This window comes from Nitrospinota bacterium, assembly GCA_029881495.1.
In the GTDB taxonomy this organism is placed as follows: domain Bacteria; phylum Nitrospinota_A; class UBA7883; order JACRGQ01; family JACRGQ01; genus JAOUMJ01.
Genome location: JAOUMJ010000008.1, coordinates 88,098 through 107,185, shown reverse-complemented (window position 1 = coordinate 107,185; position 19,088 = coordinate 88,098). Strand labels below are relative to the sequence as shown.

22 protein-coding genes are annotated in these 19,088 nt (G+C 49.4%); 14 read left to right on the top strand and 8 right to left on the bottom strand.

Annotated elements, in window-relative coordinates:
• Positions 1-23 precede the first annotated feature (23 nt).
• On the bottom strand, positions 24-161 hold the full coding sequence (locus OEY64_05510; protein MDH5542403.1) for a hypothetical protein: 138 nt from the start codon (positions 159-161) through the stop codon (positions 24-26).
• A gap of 44 nt (positions 162-205) precedes the next feature.
• Positions 206-658: an SUF system NifU family Fe-S cluster assembly protein gene (locus OEY64_05505; protein MDH5542402.1), complete on the bottom strand. Its 453-nt coding sequence runs from the start codon at positions 656-658 to the stop codon at positions 206-208.
• 465 nt (positions 659-1,123) lie between these two features.
• Between OEY64_05505 and OEY64_05500 the strand changes: the two genes are divergently transcribed.
• From OEY64_05500 to OEY64_05475, 6 genes are all read left to right on the top strand, one after another.
• Entirely contained in the window at positions 1,124-1,306 is a 183-nt protein-coding gene (locus tag OEY64_05500) for a hypothetical protein (GenBank protein MDH5542401.1), read from the top strand.
• A gap of 394 nt (positions 1,307-1,700) precedes the next feature.
• Positions 1,701-2,441 carry a hypothetical protein gene (locus OEY64_05495; GenBank protein ID MDH5542400.1) on the top strand — a complete coding sequence of 247 codons (741 nt, stop codon included), beginning with the start codon at positions 1,701-1,703 and terminating at the stop codon, positions 2,439-2,441.
• A 20-nt stretch (positions 2,442-2,461) separates the two neighbouring features.
• Positions 2,462-3,445 carry a hypothetical protein gene (locus OEY64_05490; GenBank protein MDH5542399.1) on the top strand — a complete coding sequence of 328 codons (984 nt, stop codon included), beginning with the start codon at positions 2,462-2,464 and terminating at the stop codon, positions 3,443-3,445.
• Positions 3,432-3,980 (top strand): peroxiredoxin family protein, encoded by a 549-nt coding sequence (locus OEY64_05485; protein ID MDH5542398.1) that lies wholly within the window; start codon positions 3,432-3,434, stop codon positions 3,978-3,980. Before OEY64_05490 ends, OEY64_05485 begins: the two co-directional genes overlap by 14 nt.
• On the top strand, positions 3,977-4,246 hold the full coding sequence (locus OEY64_05480) for a hypothetical protein (protein ID MDH5542397.1): 270 nt from the start codon (positions 3,977-3,979) through the stop codon (positions 4,244-4,246). Before OEY64_05485 ends, OEY64_05480 begins: the two co-directional genes overlap by 4 nt.
• A 172-nt stretch (positions 4,247-4,418) precedes the next feature.
• Entirely contained in the window at positions 4,419-4,898 is a 480-nt protein-coding gene (locus OEY64_05475) for a methylglyoxal synthase (GenBank protein ID MDH5542396.1), read from the top strand.
• A gap of 18 nt (positions 4,899-4,916) precedes the next feature.
• Here OEY64_05475 and OEY64_05470 read toward each other — a convergent pair whose 3' ends face one another.
• Genes OEY64_05470 through sufB form a run of 4 tightly spaced genes read right to left on the bottom strand, consistent with a single transcriptional unit; the run spans position 4,917 to position 9,723 of the window.
• On the bottom strand, positions 4,917-6,140 hold the full coding sequence (locus OEY64_05470) for a cysteine desulfurase (protein ID MDH5542395.1): 1,224 nt from the start codon (positions 6,138-6,140) through the stop codon (positions 4,917-4,919).
• A gap of 2 nt (positions 6,141-6,142) precedes the next feature.
• Positions 6,143-7,480 (bottom strand): Fe-S cluster assembly protein SufD, encoded by a 1,338-nt coding sequence (gene sufD, locus OEY64_05465; protein ID MDH5542394.1) that lies wholly within the window; start codon positions 7,478-7,480, stop codon positions 6,143-6,145.
• A gap of 2 nt (positions 7,481-7,482) precedes the next feature.
• The gene (sufC, locus tag OEY64_05460) at positions 7,483-8,238 is read right to left on the bottom strand and encodes a Fe-S cluster assembly ATPase SufC (GenBank protein MDH5542393.1); all 756 of its coding nucleotides are present in this window, start codon (positions 8,236-8,238) and stop codon (positions 7,483-7,485) included.
• Between the two features lie 30 nt (positions 8,239-8,268).
• A complete protein-coding gene (gene sufB, locus OEY64_05455) occupies positions 8,269-9,723 on the bottom strand; it encodes a Fe-S cluster assembly protein SufB (protein MDH5542392.1) in 1,455 nt (484 codons plus the stop codon).
• Positions 9,724-9,933: 210 nt separating this feature from the next.
• Here sufB and OEY64_05450 point away from each other — a divergent pair, with 210 nt between their 5' ends.
• From OEY64_05450 to rseP (OEY64_05415), 8 genes are read left to right on the top strand one after another with little or no spacing between them, the layout of a single operon-like run.
• Positions 9,934-10,992 (top strand): c-type cytochrome, encoded by a 1,059-nt coding sequence (locus OEY64_05450; GenBank protein MDH5542391.1) that lies wholly within the window; start codon positions 9,934-9,936, stop codon positions 10,990-10,992.
• Between the two features lie 57 nt (positions 10,993-11,049).
• Positions 11,050-13,086, top strand: a complete 2,037-nt coding sequence (gene lpxC / locus OEY64_05445; protein ID MDH5542390.1) for a UDP-3-O-acyl-N-acetylglucosamine deacetylase — start codon at positions 11,050-11,052, stop codon at positions 13,084-13,086.
• 7 nt (positions 13,087-13,093) lie between these two features.
• The gene (purN, locus tag OEY64_05440) at positions 13,094-13,732 is read left to right on the top strand and encodes a phosphoribosylglycinamide formyltransferase (GenBank protein MDH5542389.1); all 639 of its coding nucleotides are present in this window, start codon (positions 13,094-13,096) and stop codon (positions 13,730-13,732) included.
• A complete protein-coding gene (locus OEY64_05435) occupies positions 13,716-14,135 on the top strand; it encodes a DUF523 domain-containing protein (GenBank protein MDH5542388.1) in 420 nt (139 codons plus the stop codon). The genes purN and OEY64_05435 overlap by 17 nt, the downstream gene beginning before the upstream one ends.
• The gene (locus OEY64_05430) at positions 14,132-14,791 is read left to right on the top strand and encodes a rhomboid family intramembrane serine protease (protein ID MDH5542387.1); all 660 of its coding nucleotides are present in this window, start codon (positions 14,132-14,134) and stop codon (positions 14,789-14,791) included. The genes OEY64_05435 and OEY64_05430 overlap by 4 nt, the downstream gene beginning before the upstream one ends.
• Entirely contained in the window at positions 14,788-15,450 is a 663-nt protein-coding gene (locus OEY64_05425) for an outer membrane lipoprotein carrier protein LolA (GenBank protein ID MDH5542386.1), read from the top strand. Before OEY64_05430 ends, OEY64_05425 begins: the two co-directional genes overlap by 4 nt.
• Before the next feature lie 7 nt (positions 15,451-15,457).
• Positions 15,458-16,525, top strand: coding sequence for an RIP metalloprotease RseP (gene rseP, locus OEY64_05420; protein MDH5542385.1), 1,068 nt, complete (start codon positions 15,458-15,460; stop codon positions 16,523-16,525).
• Between the two features lie 32 nt (positions 16,526-16,557).
• Positions 16,558-17,589 (top strand): RIP metalloprotease RseP, encoded by a 1,032-nt coding sequence (rseP, locus tag OEY64_05415; GenBank protein MDH5542384.1) that lies wholly within the window; start codon positions 16,558-16,560, stop codon positions 17,587-17,589.
• Positions 17,590-17,610: 21 nt separating this feature from the next.
• Here rseP (OEY64_05415) and OEY64_05410 read toward each other — a convergent pair whose 3' ends face one another.
• Together OEY64_05410 and OEY64_05405 are read right to left on the bottom strand one after the other, a co-directional pair.
• On the bottom strand, positions 17,611-18,318 hold the full coding sequence (locus tag OEY64_05410) for a glycosyltransferase (GenBank protein ID MDH5542383.1): 708 nt from the start codon (positions 18,316-18,318) through the stop codon (positions 17,611-17,613).
• Positions 18,297-19,043, bottom strand: a complete 747-nt coding sequence (locus OEY64_05405) for a class I SAM-dependent methyltransferase (protein MDH5542382.1) — start codon at positions 19,041-19,043, stop codon at positions 18,297-18,299. The genes OEY64_05410 and OEY64_05405 overlap by 22 nt, the downstream gene beginning before the upstream one ends.
• Between the last annotated feature and the right edge of the window lie 45 nt (positions 19,044-19,088).

The following is a 19,088-nucleotide window of genomic DNA, read 5'->3' as shown; positions in this document are numbered from 1 at the left end:
AGAGGCATTCTCAATATGGCTGATTATTTTTCCGCATACGACACAATATCGCCGAACCATGCATCGGTCACCCAGCCGGAATTATCGCTGATAGGAGGAAAAGCATCTGCAAGAAGAAAATCGTACTCATCGACTTTCCCAGGAAATACGGAAAGGGGCATTCCTGCTCCGCCTGCAGGGCTGGCGCCGTTTTGGAAGCGAAGCCTCAATCGGTAACGACTTCACCCTCCTTGTCGAGTGCGCACTTGAGGGTATGCCAAGCGATCGTGGCGCATTTCGTGCGGGATGGAAAATCGCGCACTCCAACGAAGATTTTCAGTTTACCCAGGAGGTTCTCGTCCTTTTCCGGATCGAGCTCTCCAAGTATCATCTTGTGGAACTGGGTAAAGATCACCCGCGCTTCGTCGACACTCTTCCCTTTCAGGAAACTGGTCATCAGCGACGCGCTCGCCTTCGAGATGGCGCACCCCGATCCGTTGAAACTTATATCCTGTATTACTCCAACGTCGTCCAGATCGAGAAAAACCGCTATCTTGTCGCCGCAGAGGGGATTGTGCCCCAGGCAGTGGTGCGCGGAACCTTCGATCTCGCGGAAATTCCTCGGGTTCTTGTTGTGATCCAGGATCACCTGCTGGTAAAGTTCGTTCTGATATGACATCCTTCAATCAACCTTTCGCATTTCAATCTGTAATTATTGCATTTCCTTCATTTTACCCTCTTTTTGCCCTGCTTAGCTCTCTTGAATATCGCATCAGTGCATGCGCCTTTATTTTTAGTGTAAGATACAGCGTCTAAACAAGTTGAGGAAACCAGGAATTGAGAAAAACGATTTTTAGCATAGCACTTGCATTCAGCATAGCCGCGCCATCATTTCCTACTGACTCTTTCGCCAAAATTCCGCACCTCGGCACTGAAAACATCCAGAAGATCCCCGAAATACCGCAATCCTCCAATGCACACCCTGATAACAGACATCATAAGATGCCTGAAGCAAGAGTCGGTATGCAAGGCTCCGGGCACGGCGTTTCTGGCATGAAGTGCGACCATAAAAAAGGGGTCTGTCCCCATATGGCAGCTACAACGAAATGCCACTCCATGAAGCGGTGCACGATGATAAAAAACTGTGACCAACGACGATCCATTTACGGCTCCGAACCTAAAAGGGGCAGGATATGAACAGCAATATTTTCTGACATCCGTATCGACAAACGCCGGAACTGAACGGGATATGGAGTTTATCCGCACATATCCGGTAAAACCTTCCTCCATCTACTACGCACCACCGGAGCGCCCCCCTTCAATTTAGATACTTTTACTTTTTACTGTTTTTGTCAGGATGAGAAATATTTAACATTGATTATTTCCATAATCTCGTTTCTTTCTCCATCCATGGATAAACGGAAAAAGACTTGAACCCTATAAACGACTATCGACTTATATGCTTGGCGATCACGACTGGCAAACAGGATGTTTTAAATTTTATGAGGAAGAAAATGAGATTTTTGAAACTTTTATTGGCTCCAATATTTGTTTTTTCGTTGGCAGCATGCGGCTCTCTCACTGATACTGCTGATTCCACCACCGATACTCCAACGCCCACGAATACCGACAATTCTACTAACACAGAGACTGACACTTCTGCCGCCACAGAGCCATACTCAATCACATACAGTGCTGCAATGGAACTGGAAGGCAAATCAATGTTTACGATAAACGTAAAGGACAAGGCAACCGGCACAGCCGTAGCAGACATCACCCCAACCTTCACCGCGACAATGACCATGACCAGCGGTTCACATTCAACCCCTGTTAAGGGATGTTCCGCTACCAATTCCTCGGGTGACTCGACATGCACCATTTATTACGTCATGGCTTCAAAAATGGCTAATGGCTCATCGACAGGAACATGGGCGTTAAAAGTAACCGTCGGCAACCAGGAAGCGACATTTAATCCTGACGTCATGATGGCAACGGGTGATACGGCAAAGGCCATACTGAAAAACAACGAGGATAAAATCGCAGGAATGACAGGCGACCCTGAGACACGCAAATTATTTCTCTTCAAGGAATCTCTCATGGGGACGACTGGCAATCATACATTCAAGCTCTTCCTTGCAACCAGAGAGAGCATGATGATGCACCCCGCGGTCGCTACTGGTAGCAAACTGAAAAACGAAACTGGGACAGAATGGACAGTTGATCCCATTGTCATTGAAATTTCAACGGACAACGAAACAACTTGGTCCGCAATGACAGAAGACGGCGATGGATACTTCTCCAAAACAGAGATAGCCGATCTTGTCGATGGCACAACCGGAAACATCAAGTTGAAACTCACTATCAATGGAAATGCATACACCACCGATGGCATGGCAGTTATCGCAGGTATCAACGATTCCTGCTCCTTTGCTGCAACACCGGCTATGGCTCATGCACATTAAATGCAAGAAAGACTCATTAAGTGCATAAAAAAACTTTGCATAATTTCTGGACGGCCCTCCTTATGGGGGCCGTCCTCCTTTTTCCGGCGACGGATGCGATAGGCGCGTCATGTTGCGGAGGGGGTTCTGCATCCTCGCTTGTACTGCCGAAGTTTTCAGACTCGATGATCGATATCTCGTTCGACATCGAAACGTACGACGGCTTCTGGGATCAGGGGGGAGAGTATATTCCGAACCCCGAAGGCTCCGATCTTATGCAGTACCGGCTCAACTCAGGCTACGCCCGCCGCTTCGGTTCCCGATGGCAGGGGAGCGCTATCCTCCCTTACGTCTGGAACAGGAACAACTACACCGGCATAAGATCAAGCACGGACGGTCTTGGCGACGCGGCATTCAGTTTCTGGTACGAAGCTTTCGACAATGTTATGTGCATATGGAAAGTGAGGAGCCTCGAAGACCTGAAACCTGCGGCATACTTCGGATTGACGCTCACGGTTCCGACCGGCCTCTCCCCTTATGATGATATCGGCAACAGCTTCGACGTGACAGGGAGGGGCTTCTACCGGCTTGACGGAACGGTAAACATGGAAAAGACCATCTACCCCTGGACGGCGGGATTGCTCTTATCCTATGGAACGCATTTTGAACGGGCTGTAAACCGCGAATACGGAAACTATATAAAACCGTATCACAAGACGCTTGGGGACAGAAGGCTCGCCACCATATCGGCTGGATACACCTATAACCTTCCGATGATGAATACCATTACGGCAACCGCTGCCTACTCATATCTTGATGAAGCGAGCGGCACGATAGATGGCAGTGAAGACCCCGCCACCGGTTTTAAAAAGAGGTCGGCCTCTGTCACGCTGGCATACGCAACTATGGACAAGGACAAGATCTACAAGATCGCCTGGAACAAATCCATCAACAGTGACGGATGGGGAGAAAACTTCCCTACGACAGGTATCATTACGCTAGGGGCTTCGTATGTCTTTCGCTAGATCGATTTCGTATATTTTTCTACTCTCCATTGCAAGTTGCGGAAATATCATCGATGACCTCTCCCCTTCGGGCGAGGACAAACGCGCAAGCATCGAGATAGGGACAGAAGGTTTCGGTGTGGGGCAACTGGCCCCCGATTTCACCGTATCCGATTCGCTCGGAAACGAAGTTACTCTATCCTCCGCCCTTACCGGCTCGAAAGGGATCGTTTTCTATTTCACTATGTGGTGCCCCTACTGTGACAGCCACCAGGAGAATATGCAGAGCTATGTTATTCCCGATTTTTCCCCAGACATCAAATTCTATCTTGTCGATTACGTAAACGACTCGGTTGAAAACTGCCGCGCCTCACAGGTATCAAACGGATACGGCAACGCGCCGTTTACCGTGCTTGCCGACACCCAGCAGAAAATACTCACTTCCTTCAAGGCCACGATGGGAACGACCATTGTCATTGATTCCGGCGGGACGGTGCTGATGAACGAGGAGTACAAGAAAACAAAACTTCTGGAAATTCTCGGAGGATTGCAATGAAAGTTGTTCTACTCGCGCTCTCCCTTTTATTTGCCTTGCCGTTCCCCGCGGCCGCGGATGAGATCGAAGAAGGAAAAAAACTCTATAAATTCATCTGCGCCGACAACTGCCACCAGATACCGGACCCCGAAATGCTGAACGCGAAACAGTGGAAACTGGTTATCAATAAAATGCAAAAGCGTATGGCGCACAAGGGGATGGAACCTATCAACGATACCGACGCGAACCTGATATATCTATACCTCGAAAAGAACGCCCGCAAATAAACGGCATTCGTCTGCACGGCTGGGCTTTATATCCTTTATTAAGAGGAGAGATGCCTTCGCAAATGGTTCAACAACATAAGATTGCCATGGTAATGTAATATTTCCGGAATACCTTTTCCGGTGATAACATACGAAACAAGAAAAACATATTCTAGGAAAGGGATCAAATCCAATGAGTGAAGTTCTTTATAGAAAATTCAAACTGCCGCCGAGGAAACGTATCGCGCTGGTTGCCCATGACACGAGAAAAAAAGATATGCTTGAGTGGGCCACCTACAACAAAGGCTCTCTTGAAAAACATGAGCTTTTCGCCACCGGAACTACCGGCACAATACTTTCCAGGGAACTCGGCCTGAAGATCAAGCTGTTTAAAAGCGGTCCGCTGGGGGGGGATCAGCAGATAGGGGCAAAAGTCTCTGAGCATGAGATAGATGTCGTCATCTTTCTGTGGGACCCGCTGATGTCGCATCCCCACGAGCCGGACATCTACGCTCTCCAGAGGATCGCCACAGTTCACAACGTCATACTCGCCTGCGACAGGTCGACCGCCGATTTCGTCATCTCCAGCCCCTTAATGAATGAAGAGTACGAGAAGGTCGTTATAGACTATGAAGCAAAGAGGTTGGCCCAGGTGGACAGCCTTATCTCCTGACAGCGCAAGATATGCCGGTTACGAGAACATCTTGATGACTTTGCGTATGCTCTCTGCAAGGAGATCAAGCTCTTCCTTTCTGTTGTAGACGCCCATTGAAGCCCTGGTGGTCGCCGGCACGCCGAACCTCTCCATGGTCGGCTGGGCGCAGTGGTGCCCGCCGCGGAGACAGAGGCCGTCCTGATCGAGCATCGTAACCACATCGTGCGGATGCGCACTTTCAAGATGGAACGAGATTATCGCCGCCTTATGTTTGCTGGTTCCAGTCACCCGAAGCCCTTCAATGCCGTCGAAGAGTTTCATTCCGTGCTCGAGCAGTTCATGCTCGTGCCTCTCTATATTTTCAAATCCTATAGCTTCAAGATAATCGATTGCCGCCCCGAGGCCTATCACCTGCGATATCGGCGGAGTCCCCGCCTCGAAGCGTGACGGCGGTTTGGCGAAGGTCGACTTTCCAAGGCCGACAGTAACTATCATGTCACCACCGGTAACATACGGAGGCATCTCTTCAAGCAGGCTGTATTTTCCGTAAAGCGCGCCTACTCCCGAAGGGGCGTACATTTTGTGTCCGGCGATGACATAAAAATCACAACCTATATCTCTTACATCAACCTTCATATGCGGCGCTGACTGCGCGCCGTCAATGAGGACTTTCGCCCCCGCTGAATGAGCGAGCTCCGTTATCTCCTTTACCGGATTAACCGTGCCGAGGACATTTGAGATGTGAGTTACCGCTACCATCTTCGTTCTTTCGGTAAGGAGTTTCCTGTACTCTTCCATCAGGAGCTCCCCTTCATCATTCATCGGAATGACCTTGAGTACTGCTCCGCGCTCTTCGCAGAGCATCTGCCACGGAACTATGTTGGCGTGATGCTCCATATGGGAGATGATTATCTCGTCACCCTTGTTTACGAATCTTTTGCCGAACGAATGAGCGACAAGATTTATCCCCTGCGTTGCGCCGGATGTAAAGATTATCTCCTTATGACTTTCGGCGTTAAGGAATTTTGCCACCTTCCCCCTGGCCTCTTCGTACCGGGTCGTGGCCGCTTCTCCGAGTGTGTATGACCCCCTGCGTACGGTGGCGTACTCCTCGCTTTCAAATTTGTATATCGCGTCGATAACCGCTTTCGGCTTCTGTGTCGTCGCGCCGTTATCAAGATAGACAAGAGGTTTCCCCCTTACCTTGGTAGAGAGTACGGGAAAATCCCCCCTTATCCTTTCAATATCGTAATTCGCCACGGCTACCCCTTCAGTTTTGAAAGGAGTACGCGCGTAGCGTCATCCTTCATCGGAGCAAATTTTATCTTTTCCAGAACGGCGTTCGCAAAACCTGAGGTGAGCAGGGTCCTCGCCTCATCCTCTCTTATCCCCCGCGTTTTGAGATAGAACACCTGGTCCTCGTCTATCTGCCCGACGGTTGAGCCATGATCGCACTTTACATCATCGGCGTAGATCATCAGCGTCGGCTTCCCCCCCATCCTCGCGCTCTCGGAAAGGAGAAGGTTGTTCACTATCTGGTGGGACTCTGTCAACTGCGCCCTCTTGTGCACTACGACTGTTGTATCGACGGATGTCTTGCTCCTGTCCTTCATTATGTTTTTAAATACCTGGTTCGAACGGCATTTCGGGGCTTCATGATGGACGCGCACGTAGCTGTGGGCCTCGTCGTCCCCTTCCGTTACGGCAACCCCGGAAATATCGAGCTCGGCCCCTTCGCCTGTGAGATGCGCTTCAATGTGGTTCCTGGAAATATCGGAGCCGGACTGCGCGAATATCCCGCTGAAGTTTGCCAGCCCTTCAAGGCGAAGCCTGTACTTTGCAAAGTTGAAAAACCGGCGTGAGGCGCCGGAAACACCGTCCGACTGGAGAACGCATAACCCAAGGGTAGCGCCGTTCTCCAGAACTGCATCGACAACGGAATTTACAAAAATATTCTCTCCGCTTCCGATATATTTCTGCACCACGCGGGCGGACGCACCGGGGCGGAGGCGTATAAAGATACGCGGAGTCACCATCACCGGCGACTTGGCGGATGTGGTGATATGGAGCACCTGAATGTAATTCTCGATCACGGCACCTGCGGTTACATCTATCGAAACACCGCTGGCGACAAACGCGCCGTTCAGCGCGGCATACCTGTCCGGCTCCGCGTCAAGCGAAACGGCCATCTCTTCCGCGATCCCGGACTCCTCTTCATCGGCGGCATATTCAAGCTCCGCCACCACCGCGCCCTGCAATCCGGAAAGATTTGAAAGCGATCTTTCAAAACGGCCGTTCACGAAGACAACGACGCTCTCCTCGCATCCTTTATATATATCCGCTTTTTCGCTCCCCTTTTCGAGCGGTTTTACAGCAGGCTCGAAAGAGCCGAACTCTTCCTTTAAAAGTTTGTGTTCGCTTACATATGTAAAGAGCTCGTCGCTTTTTTTGTACATGCCAAGAAGTCTGAGCCTCTCCATCGCCTTTGCGTTCAGACCGGAAAATACAGGGGAGCGCGCTCCGCTTTTCGCGAAGGCTTCGAAATCACCTTCAACAGATTTGAATACTTTCCCGGCCTTGTCGGCTAGCGTTGTTGACATTTCTATTTCCCGGCCCCGCCGTTTATGTATCCGTCGTATCCGCTGACCTCCAGCTCATGCGCCAGCTTAGAATCGCCCGATTTCACGATCCTACCCGCACTGAAAACATGAACGTGGTCCGGCTTTATATACTCAAGTATCCTCGGAAAGTGGGTAATGACGATTATCGCGTTGTTCCCGCTCCTCAGCCTGTTCACACCCTCCGCCACGGTTTTAAGCGCGTCTATGTCGAGGCCGGAATCTATCTCGTCAAGCACGGAGACGACGGGATCGAGCACCGCCATCTGCAGTATTTCGTTCTTCTTTTTCTCGCCGCCTGAAAAGCCCTCGTTTACCGCGCGCTCCTTGAACCGCGAGTCCATCCCGAGCATTTTCATTTTCGAATCTATGATCTCCTCGAAATCAAGCGGATCGATCTCCTCTTTCCCCGCGCTTTTCAGCTTCGCGTTGTATGCCATTCTAAGGAATTCGACATTGTTTACCCCCGGCACTTCCACGGGATACTGGTAGGCAAGAAAGAGTCCAGCAGTGGCGCGATCCTCCGGGTCCATATCGAGGAGATCTTTTCCGTCCAGCGTTACACTCCCGGAACTGACCGAATATGAGGGGTGCCCCACAAGCACCTTCGACAATGTGCTTTTACCGGAACCGTTCGGCCCCATTATGGAGTGCACTTCACCTTTGTTCACTTTCAGGGAGACACCTTTCAGAATCTCCCCCCCTTTGAATCCAGCCTTTAAATCCTTTATCTCAAGCATCCTGCCCTTTCACTCTTTTTTTTGGCGGCGTCAGCCTACCGAATTTTCCAGTTTCATGCCAAGAAGTTTTGTCGCTTCCACGGCGAACTCCATCGGCAACTGTTTAAAAACATCTTTACAAAAACCGTTTATTATCGAATTGATCGCGTCTTCCTTCTTGATACCCCGCTGCTGGAAATAGAAAAGCTGTTCCTCGCTTATCTTTGAAGTGGAGGCCTCATGTTCCAGCTGCGCCGAACTCTCCGCCGCGTCTATATAGGGGAAGGTATGCGCGCTGCATTCGTGGCCGACCAGCATCGAATCGCACTGCGTGTAATTCCTCGCCCCCTTCGCCGTGGGGGATACGCGTACAAGACCTCTGTATGTATTCGACGCCTTGTCGGCGGAGATACCTTTCGAAATTATGACGGAGCGGGTGTTCTTCCCCACATGTATCATCTTCGTCCCTGTATCGGCCTGCTGATGGCCTGTAGTGAGGGCAACGGAGTAAAATTCGCCGGTCGAGTTGTCGCCGAGAAGGATAGTGCTTGGATATTTCCATGTTATCGCGGAACCTGTCTCTATCTGCGTCCAGGATATCTTTGAGTTCTTCCCCTGGCATTTCCCGCGCTTCACGACGAAATTGAAAATCCCCCCCTTGCCGGTCACCGGATCGCCTGCGTACCAGTTCTGCACTGTTGAATATTTTATCTCGGCATCGTCAAGAGCTACCAGCTCTACTATCGCCGCGTGAAGCTGATTGGTGTCGTACTGGGGAGCCGTGCAACCTTCTATATATGAAACGTAACTCCCCTTGTCGGCGATTATCAGAGTCCTTTCAAACTGCCCCGTCCCTTCCGTGTTTATTCTGAAGTAGGTCGAAAGCTCCATCGGGCACCTTGTGTTTGGGGGAATATATACGAACGAGCCGTCCGAAAAGACCGCGCTGTTGAGCGCGGCGTAAAAATTGTCGCTCACGGGAACCACTGTTCCCAGATATTTCTTTATAAGCTCCGGATGCTTCTCGACCGCCTCCGAGATGGAACAGAATATTATCCCCTGCTCTGCCAGTTTTTTCTGATGTGTCGTCGCTACGCTTACGGAGTCGAAAACCGCGTCAACCGCCACCCCTGCCAGCCTCTTCTGCTCCGTCAGCGGGATGCCTAGCTTTTCATAGGTTGCGAGTATCTCCTTTGGAACGTCGTCGATCGATTCATATTTTTTCTTTACCTTTGGCGCGGAGTAGTAAGACATGTCCTGGAAATCGAGCGGGGGAAATTTGAGGTTCGCCCAGTCGGGAGGGGACATCTCCTTCCATTTCTTCAGCGCCTGAAGCCGGAACTCGCGCATGAATTCCGGCTCTTCCTTGAGTTTGGATATCTCGTTTACAGTCCACTCTTCAAGCCCTTTCGGGAGAGCATTCGATTCGACGTCGGTGACAAAACCGTATTTATACTCACGATTTTCAACGAGTTCTGAAACTTTCGGTTTTTCCTCTGATGCCATGCCGAGCGCCTTTCAAATAAAATCTAATCTCTACTATTTTCCTAAGGTATTCCATGATATATCTTCATCGCCCAAAACGCAAAACCTTTTTTACCAGTTCCAGCTTGAAAGCGGATGGACTCTACGTCACAATTGAATCGTACCCAATAAACAGGCCGATACCGCAACTATTTTTTAACAACATTTCCAACTTCGAGCGAAAAAGAAACCATGACCAACAAAACAGAGAACGACAGCAGGGAATCAAAATTGCCTGTAATTTCTGCATTTCTGATTTTTTTAATCCTTGGCATCGTAGCGTTCATCAAATCTGCAAAGGAGCCGGAGCTTCAGCTGCCTCTTGGCCTTGAAATTGAAAAATACATCGTCCCGCCAGATAACCCGATGACCCTTGAAAAGGTAAAGCTCGGATATCTCCTTTTTTTCGATGAAAGACTTTCCGGGGATGGCACTGTTGCTTGCGCGACATGCCATAATCCCGATAACGCCTTTACGGATGGCGCCGCTGTTTCCACCGGGATAGGTGGTGAACAGGGGAACAGGAGCGCGCCCACTGTTATCAACCGTGTTTTCAGCACCCTTCAATTCTGGGACGGACGTGCCGGATCACTTGAAGAGCAGGCGAAAGGGCCGCTTACGAACCCAATAGAACATGGGCTGAAAAATGCCGACGAAGCAGTAGCGAGAATCGCCTCAATCGAAGGTTACCGTGAGATGTTCCGAAAAGTATTCGATCGCGACGTAAATATGGACGATCTTGCGCGAGCGATCGCCGCGTTTGAAAGGACGGTCCTCTCCGGCAACTCAAGGTACGACCAGTATGCGCCGGGAAATGAAAAAGTTCTTTCTGATAGCGAAGAGCGGGGGATGCGCCTTTTTACGGGAAAGGGCATGTGCGCCATCTGCCATTCGGGGCCGAATTTTACAGATGAAAAGTTTCATAACATCGGGGTCGGGATGGCGGATTCCAATCCCGACCTGGGGAGATACCTTGTAACCGGAGTGGAGAAAGACAAGGGTGCATTCAAGACCCCTACCCTGCGCGAAATAACCAAAACCGCGCCGTACATGCACGATGGAAGCGTAGAGACCCTACAAGAGGTTATGGAATTCTACAATAAGGGGGGGGAAGGGAATCCGTACCTGAGCGAAAAAATATTCCCTCTTAATCTCAGCAAAAACGAAATAGCTGATCTGACCGCCTTCATGTCGACGCTGGAAGGGATCGGGTGGCAGGGGATAAAGCCGCCGGAGAATTTTCCCCGGTAAAATACCGGGAGAATCACCGTCTGTCGTACAAGAAAAAAAAGATGTATTATTAGGTAAATGAACAAAAAAGGCAGCATCCTGGTAGTTGATGACGAGGAAAATATAACAGAATCCCTCAACGGCATCCTTACCGACGAAGGTTACGAAGTAGATATCACCCAAAGCGGCGACAAGGCTCTCGAAATACTCAAGGAAAAAGCCTTCGACCTCGTGCTTCTGGACATTTGGCTCCCCGGACGTAAAGACGGATTGCAGACACTTCGCGAAATACGCAAACGGAAAATGGATGTCGACGTGATAATGATCTCGGGACATGGTTCGATAGACACAGCGGTAAGGGCGACGAAGCTTGGGGCACACAACTTCATTGAAAAACCGCTTTCACTCGATACGGTTCTTGAGACTATCCACTCGGTGCTGAAACAGAAGAGGAGCGGAAAAAAGAGTAAAAATGCAGTAATAGGAAAAAAGGGGGAGTACCGTTATGTGGCCAAATCTGCCGCGATGAGAGAAGTATTAAAACAGGCTACCAAGGCTTCAAAAACCTTCGACCCTGTTTTAATAATCGGCGAAGACGGCACAGGGAAGCAATACACCGCTTCCTATATCCACCAAAACTCAAAGCTCCAGGACGAACCGTTCATCACCGTGGATTCAATAGACCTGACAACTTCAGCCTTTGAAAAACTATTCGGACCGCTAAATGAGGACCTTTCAGCGAAGAACTCGAAGTTCAGCAAAATTACCGGAACGGTATTCATGGCAAACCCGAACCTGTTTGACACAAAAATCCAGAAGAGAATCGCGGCGCTTATTAAACTTCAAAACGGAAAAAGGAAAAAGACGGTTCGTTTTATCGCGTCTCTCCAAACCTCGGCGAACAGGAAAATCAAGAATATGGATGCCAGCCTTAAGGTTTTTTTTAAAAAACACGAGCTGCGCCTCCCCGCGCTAAGGGAACGTGAAGAGGACATATCCGAATTGATAATTTATTTTGTCGGCCACGCTTCTGAGGATTTCGGTAAACCCGACGTCGACGTTTCCGAAAAGGCAATGGACAGGATGATCTCTTACCCATGGCCCGGTAACGTAAAAGAGCTGCAAAGCGTCATTGAGAACACGCTGATGTCTTGCCCTGCCCACCTTATCGAACAATCCGACATCGCATTTGACTATTCGCTCAAGAAGAAGAGCAATTCGTCCACGGAAAGGTTCCTCACCAAGAGAGAAAATACCACAAAAAAGAGAATGAAGAAGAAAGGGAGAACATACCTGCAGAAGACCATCGGCCAGAGTGTCGTCCTTACCGGCCTGGGCCTCCATTCGGGAACAAAAACCGGACTGATAATCTCTCCACTCCCTCCCAGGAGCGGTATCATATTCGGGGATATATCATCCGGCAGGCAGGTTGCCGCGCTTGTCGACCATGTGGATACTACAGGATATGCGACATCAATAAAGTTCGGTGGCACTAGCGTGAAAACAATCGAGCACATAATGGCAACGCTCCATATTTACGGCATCACCAACGCACTGTTAAAAGTAAACGATGAGGTGCCGATCATGGATGGTTCCGCGGCGGCGTTTTGCAAGCTGATCGAGCATGCGGGCGTTGTGGAACAGGACGACGAGATCGAGCCGATAATCATAACCGCTCCAATCACGATAGGTGAAGGCGATAACCGTACAAAATCCCTCACGATAGAACCGTCCGACAAGCTCGAGATCCACTATCACATGGACTACCCGCAACCGGTAGGCAAGATGGACGCGGTTTTTAAAATGAATGGCCTTGAATTTTTCAAGACAGAGATCGCGCCCGCGAGAACATTCGGATTTGTTTCCGACATTAAAAATTTCGAAGAGGCCGGACTCGCGGAAGGGGGGAAGCTCACGAACGTCATCCTGGTAGATGATGAAAAAATAGTGAATACCACCCTGCGCTTTGAGGATGAGTTCGCGCGGCACAAGATACTCGACATACTTGGCGATATGTACCTTCTGGGTAGACCGCTTATCGGCAAGATATCAGCCAGGCTGACTGGTCATACCGAAAACATCGCAATGCTTAAAAAAATACGGGAAACTCTTTAAATCCACTATGCCCCCGAAATTGATCCCGGAGTACGCTGTTCTGGCCTCGGGCCGAGGAAGCAACCTCCAAGCTCTCCTGGAAGCTGTTACAAAAAATATCGTCCCTTACTTTCCAAGAGTAGTGCTTAGCGATAACCTGGACGCCAAAGCACTGACCATCGCCGCTGAACATGGGATCGAAACGGTTTTCCTTGACCCCAAAAAACATAAGGGCCGCATAGCCTACGGAGAGGGGATAAAGAGCGAACTGGCAAGCAGGGGGGTAGAATATATATGCCTCGCCGGATTCATGAGAATACTGGGTGAAAATGTCGTAGCGGCATTTCCAAACAGGATCATCAACATCCACCCCTCGTTACTCCCTTCATTTCCGGGGCTGGAGGCCCAAAGGCAGGCGCTTGACGCGGGGGTGGAAGAATCGGGATGCACAGTTCACTTTGTCGACAGCGGCGTGGATACCGGGCCGATTATCATGCAGGCAAAGGTAAAGGTGAACCAGAACGATTCCGTGCAGGCACTTTCGGAAAGGATCCTCGAACAGGAGCATCTCATTTATCCCAAAGTAATCTCCGCGCTTCTTGAAAAAAGAATAACCATAAAAAATGGAGTGGTGACGGTACATAACAGCGATGGAAGGAAAGATTAAATATATGGCCTCCGCCTGCCTTGCCGGAGTCAATTGCCGGTATGACGGCACATCAAGAGAGGATGCCGATCTCTCTACCCTGTTTACGAAGGGTCTGGTTATCCCTTTTTGTCCCGAAATATTCGGCGAGATGGGAATTCCCCGCAAGCGTGTGCAGATAATCGATGGCGACGGCAATGATGTAATTGATAATCGCGCTCGCATTATGGACTCGGACGGGACAGACAGAACGGAACAGATGATAAAAGGGGCTGAAAAAACTGCCGCGCTTGGAAATATTGTTTCTCCGGAAATTATATTCCTTAAATCGAAAAGTCCGTCATGCGGCCTTTCTCCCAAAATCGGTGTAACCGCCGCCATGCTGTTGAGAAACGGATTCAATCTTAGAGAGGTCGGGGAATGATACCTCTTTACGATACAAATCCCACTAAAAACATATCCTACATTACCATGGCGTTGATAGTAGCGAATGCCGGGATCTTTTTTGCTCAGGCCACCTCAGGACATTTCAATCTCTATTTGTTCCAGTACGGCGTTACCCCGCTGGAGATCCTCAATATGCGGGACGTTGAGCCAACTATTCCATACCCGATCGGGATAACCATAATAACCTCCATGTTCCTGCATGGGGGGCTGATGCATATCGCGGGCAACATGCTGTTCCTCTGGATATTCGGAAACAATATTGAAGACATTTTTGGCCATTTCCAATTCATGCTTTTTTATATCCTTTGCGGAATAGCGGCGGTATTTGCCCACATTTACCAGTTTACAAATTCAGATCTGCCGTTGGTCGGCGCGAGCGGTGCGGTATCCGGCATTCTAGCCGCATACCTGATAGCGTTTCCGCGCGCAAAGGTTCATACACTCTTTTGGTTTTTTATCATTGTAAAAATATTTCCCTTACCGGCCTGGCTCCTGATCACCACCTGGTTTTTGGTACAGATCATGTCGATAGGAAACGCCGACCAGATAGCCTGGGGAAGCCATGTGGGGGGTTTTCTGGCCGGGATCATCCTCTACCCCTTTTTCAGGCTTGGGAAGGAGCTGCCCGCATGAGAACGGCAATGATCTTTTTAATGATCTTAACCCCTTCCCTGACCCACGCATTTTCGGAGAAGGAGATAATTGAAAACGTCGAAAAAGAATTCGCCTCCATGCGAACCATGAGCGCGAAATTCAGGCAAACTTTCCATGACGCAGGTATGGAAGATTCCGAGAAATCAACCGGCAAGGTCAAGATGAAAAAGCGTCTCATGATGCGGTGGACATACGATCCACCGGATGAGCAGATAATCGTGTCAAACGGGAAAAACATTTATCTTTATATCCCGGAGGAGAATCAGGTGCTGGTCGAGAAGATCGGGAACGTGATCAACACCAGCTCCCCCGCTCTGTTTCTGGCTGGGGAATACGCGTTGAAAGAAATTTTCACGATAAGGTTGGCTACCGGGGAAAATAAAGATAGAATATCAAAGGAAATAAGGCTTGAGTTAATACCGAAAAAGGAATCCATTTCCGTTACGCGGATACTCATTGGCGTAGATTCAAAAAACTGGAGAATCCGCTCTATTTCAATTATTGATTGGGCCGATAACAGAACCGATATCGAGTTTTTCGATATCGCCATAAATGGAGATATGAACGATGACAGCTTTAACTTTAAAACACCAAAGGGTGTCGAAGCTGTAAGACTGCCGAACCTAAAACTGGAGTAATATTCAAATGCTGCTATACGTCGTGTCCGCAATTTTTGTCCTTGGAATACTGATAATAGTCCACGAATGGGGACACTTCTGGATGGCCAGAAAAATGGGGGTCGGCGTCGAGAAATTTTCAATCGGCTTTGGACGACCGATGTGGCAGAAGAAAATCGGCGAAACAGAGTTCATCGTTGCATGGATACCGTTCGGCGGATACGTAAAGATGGTCGGCGACGAGGAAGGGGAAGACGCCCCCGTTCCGGAAAATCCGGAAATTTCCTTCAATAGCAAGGCTGTGTGGCGAAGGTTCCTTATTGTTTTTGCCGGGCCTCTTGCGAATCTTATTTTCGCGGCGCTGGTATTCATGCTTGTTTACATGATCGGCATAGATGTGCCTGATACTAAGATCAAGACTGTCGTGGCAGGATCGCCTGCACATGGCGTCGGGATCATCTCCGGCGACAGGATTGTCGAAATCGACGGCAAGGAAATATCCTCATGGTCCGAACTCTCGGAGGTCATCGGTCAAGCGCCGGACAAACAGCTTGAACTGACTATTCAGCCGGAAACCGGCTCTATTAGATACGTTTCCATCACGCCCGAAGCGCAGTCGTCCAAGACCATTTTTGGTGAGGATATTCGCGTTGGGCGCATAGGGATAAGCCCCGACACTGTATTCAAAAGATACGACCCCTTCACCGCCGCATATCTTGGCACTAAGAAGATGATAGAGATAATTTACCTGACCGGTATGGTAATTGTAAAAATGGTGCAACAGATCGTCCCCGCGAATACAATCGGCGGGCCGCTGATGATCTTCAAGATCGCAGGCGACCAAGCTCAGGCAGGATTGATCCCACTGTTGATGTTCATGGGTGTCCTTTCGGTGAACCTCGGTTTCCTTAACCTTCTCCCTGTACCGATCCTTGACGGCGGACACATAATGTTTTTTGCTATTGAGGCGATAAAAGGGGGGCCGGTGAGCCTGAAGGGGAGAGAGATCGCCCAGCAGGTAGGGATATTCCTTTTGATAACCTTGATGGCATTCGCGTTCTATAACGACATCACACGTTTTATGGCAAGTGAGTAATCCAAGAACAAATTAATTAGAGGAAATATATCTTGGCAACTAATATAATCCTTGCTCTGCTTACCCTGAGCCTGCTTGTATTTGTACATGAGGTGGGGCACTTCCTTATGGCGGTAGCGACCGGAGCACGGGTGGAAATATTTTCCATTGGTTTCGGGCGGGCATTGTGGAAAAGGAAATTTTTCGGCACTGAATACAGGCTGTCGCTCATACCGCTTGGCGGATATGTAGCAATACTAAATGACGGAAGCGAAATGTCTTTGAACCGCAAACCTGTCTGGAAGAGAGCCCTCGTAGCTTTTGCAGGGCCGCTGGCAAATTTTGTGCTGGCAGTCATCATATTCTCCACGCTCTTTTCCATCGGGGGACAAATCCCTACGAACATCGTGCAAGCTGTAACTTCCGGCTCCCCTGCAGAGAGAGGTGGATTGATTGCGGGCGATAAAATTGTCGGAACATCAGGAAAGAAAATTGAGAGCCAGAACGAGCTTGCCGCGCTTCTCGCTGACTCACCTGGGGCCCCGCTTCGCCTGGATATAGAAAAAGATGGTGGAAAAGTATTTTCAACGACCGTCATACCCGATGCCGTAAAGATAGTAGATCAAACTGGCGAGGAAAAGATCGTCGGGAGAATAGGGATTACATTCCGTATGTCGGGTGAAAAAATGGGTCTTTTCGAATCTCTCTACTATGGAACGGAAAAGACGCTTAACAACTGCCGTCTCATAATCCATATGCTGTTTAAGATGTTTTCGAACCAGGTCTCTTCCGAAAGTATAGCCGGCCCTATTTTCATTCTTATGGCCGCTGGAGATCAGGCCGATGCCGGCCTGGTGCCGCTATTTGCCTTTGCGGCGATGCTCTCCCTGAACCTCGCCGTATTCAATCTCTTACCGATACCGGTGCTTGATGGCGGGGAACTCCTTCTTCTGTTCATAGAAAGCATCAAGGGTAGCCCGGTGAACGAGAGCGCAATGGAAATGTTTCATAGAACCGGCCTCGCCATGATGGCGCTACTTTTCCTGTACGCCTTTTACAGCGATATCACCAGGCTTCTTTCCTGAAAAGGGAATTGCGAAGGCTTTTCAGTATTTCAATCTGATTCGGAGAATATCAATCGCAATACTTGGTATCTCCCTGACCAAATTCATCTTGCTCCCGCCTACATCGCTCCATGCACCAAGCGGATATTCGATCACCGCGTGACCGGGCAATCTTTTAAGCAGTTCAACGTCAAATATCCATCTGGAGATAAACGGCTCCCTGAAAGCAATATCTACGATATCCGGCCTGAAGAGTTTCGCGCCGCACTGTGAATCGTAGCTCTTTACCTTCAAGAGGATGGCTATCGCGGTGGTAAACAGTCTTCCTAGAATATGGCGGCGAAATGAGCGCTTTATATCGCTTCCGAGCCTGTATATCCTGCTCCCCCAAATGGCATCTATCTTCGTTTCATAATTTTTAGCGTACCGGATAAACATCGGCACTTCCGAGAGCGGCGTTGCGAGGTCGGCATCCCAGTACCCTATCCAGTCTATATCCTCAGCAAAGGGGAGGCTCATGGCGTGCATCATCCCCCGCCTGACGGCTTCTGCCTTGCCAAAATTTTCCTCAAGACTCAGCAGGAAAATATTGTTTGATAAATTGTTCCTTATGAGCTCTTCGGTATCGTCGGTTGAACCGTCATTTACGAAAAGGCAGTAAAGGTTTTCAGAAAACGTGTTGAAGAGTGAGATATCGAGCCTCTCGGCCTCGTTATAGCACGGGATTATTAAACAGACTTTTTCCTGCATACCATACACAAGGAGAGTCCCGGAATTTTTACGCCGAGCCTGCCCATGATCCTCGCAAGACGAAAATCGATATTAAGGATAAATCTGATGATCATCGTAACGGGATGCTTTTCACTGTATCGCCAATCCCCTGCACCCCTGTTCTCCTGTTTGTTCAACTTTAACATCCTGTGTAGCATAACTCCAAGAGACCTGAAAACGAACAGGGAAAAGTAGAAATAGCAGCTCTCCGCTGTCTCAACACTGGCGGTCACCCTTTTAATTTCCTCTCTCAGGGAATGAAGAGTGTACCGCCGAAAATGGTTCAGAAACCTGTCGTGCTCCGAAAAGAGAAACTGGAATGCAGGGACGGTAATGAAAACAATGCCCCCTTCTCTTACTTTTGAAAACGCACCCTCCAGGAAAGGGGTGGTATCCTCTACATGCTCCAGCACGTCCATGAGGATAAGACAGTCAACGCTCCCTTTTTCCACATCATTAAAACCGGCCGCCAGTGCGATACGCTCAGCCGCCTGCTCCTCGCCGGTATATCCCGTGTCTACCGCAAGAACCTTCCCGGAAAAACGACTGGCGAGAAGTCTGGAAAAATAGAGGTCTCCCGCGCCTATATCAAGAAAGTCTGCCGAAGCCGGGAGATATCGCGAAAGGATTTCAAGAGAAACCTCGGCCCTTGACAACTCCCAAGGGTGTCTGTGAACAGATTGGCCGGTTTCCTTTAAATCCAATTTTCTACCTTAAATAATTTGCAGGTAATGGATTATACACCCGGA

Excerpts from the sequence above, each read along its gene's own strand:
- OEY64_05510 (MDH5542403.1), bottom strand. The coding sequence starts at position 161 with ATGCCCCTTTCCGTATTTCCTGGGAAAGTCGATGAGTACGATTTTCTT.
- OEY64_05505 (MDH5542402.1), bottom strand. The coding sequence starts at position 658 with ATGTCATATCAGAACGAACTTTACCAGCAGGTGATCCTGGATCACAAC.
- OEY64_05495 (MDH5542400.1), top strand. The coding sequence starts at position 1,701 with ATGTTTACGATAAACGTAAAGGACAAGGCAACCGGCACAGCCGTAGCA.
- OEY64_05485 (MDH5542398.1), top strand. The coding sequence starts at position 3,432 with ATGTCTTTCGCTAGATCGATTTCGTATATTTTTCTACTCTCCATTGCA.
- OEY64_05480 (MDH5542397.1), top strand. The coding sequence starts at position 3,977 with ATGAAAGTTGTTCTACTCGCGCTCTCCCTTTTATTTGCCTTGCCGTTC.
- OEY64_05475 (MDH5542396.1), top strand. The coding sequence starts at position 4,419 with ATGAGTGAAGTTCTTTATAGAAAATTCAAACTGCCGCCGAGGAAACGT.
- sufD (MDH5542394.1), bottom strand. The coding sequence starts at position 7,480 with ATGTCAACAACGCTAGCCGACAAGGCCGGGAAAGTATTCAAATCTGTT.
- sufC (MDH5542393.1), bottom strand. The coding sequence starts at position 8,238 with ATGCTTGAGATAAAGGATTTAAAGGCTGGATTCAAAGGGGGGGAGATT.
- sufB (MDH5542392.1), bottom strand. The coding sequence starts at position 9,723 with ATGGCATCAGAGGAAAAACCGAAAGTTTCAGAACTCGTTGAAAATCGT.
- OEY64_05450 (MDH5542391.1), top strand. The coding sequence starts at position 9,934 with ATGACCAACAAAACAGAGAACGACAGCAGGGAATCAAAATTGCCTGTA.
- lpxC (MDH5542390.1), top strand. The coding sequence starts at position 11,050 with ATGAACAAAAAAGGCAGCATCCTGGTAGTTGATGACGAGGAAAATATA.
- purN (MDH5542389.1), top strand. The coding sequence starts at position 13,094 with ATGCCCCCGAAATTGATCCCGGAGTACGCTGTTCTGGCCTCGGGCCGA.
- OEY64_05435 (MDH5542388.1), top strand. The coding sequence starts at position 13,716 with ATGGAAGGAAAGATTAAATATATGGCCTCCGCCTGCCTTGCCGGAGTC.
- OEY64_05430 (MDH5542387.1), top strand. The coding sequence starts at position 14,132 with ATGATACCTCTTTACGATACAAATCCCACTAAAAACATATCCTACATT.
- OEY64_05425 (MDH5542386.1), top strand. The coding sequence starts at position 14,788 with ATGAGAACGGCAATGATCTTTTTAATGATCTTAACCCCTTCCCTGACC.
- rseP (MDH5542385.1), top strand. The coding sequence starts at position 15,458 with ATGCTGCTATACGTCGTGTCCGCAATTTTTGTCCTTGGAATACTGATA.
- OEY64_05410 (MDH5542383.1), bottom strand. The coding sequence starts at position 18,318 with ATGCAGGAAAAAGTCTGTTTAATAATCCCGTGCTATAACGAGGCCGAG.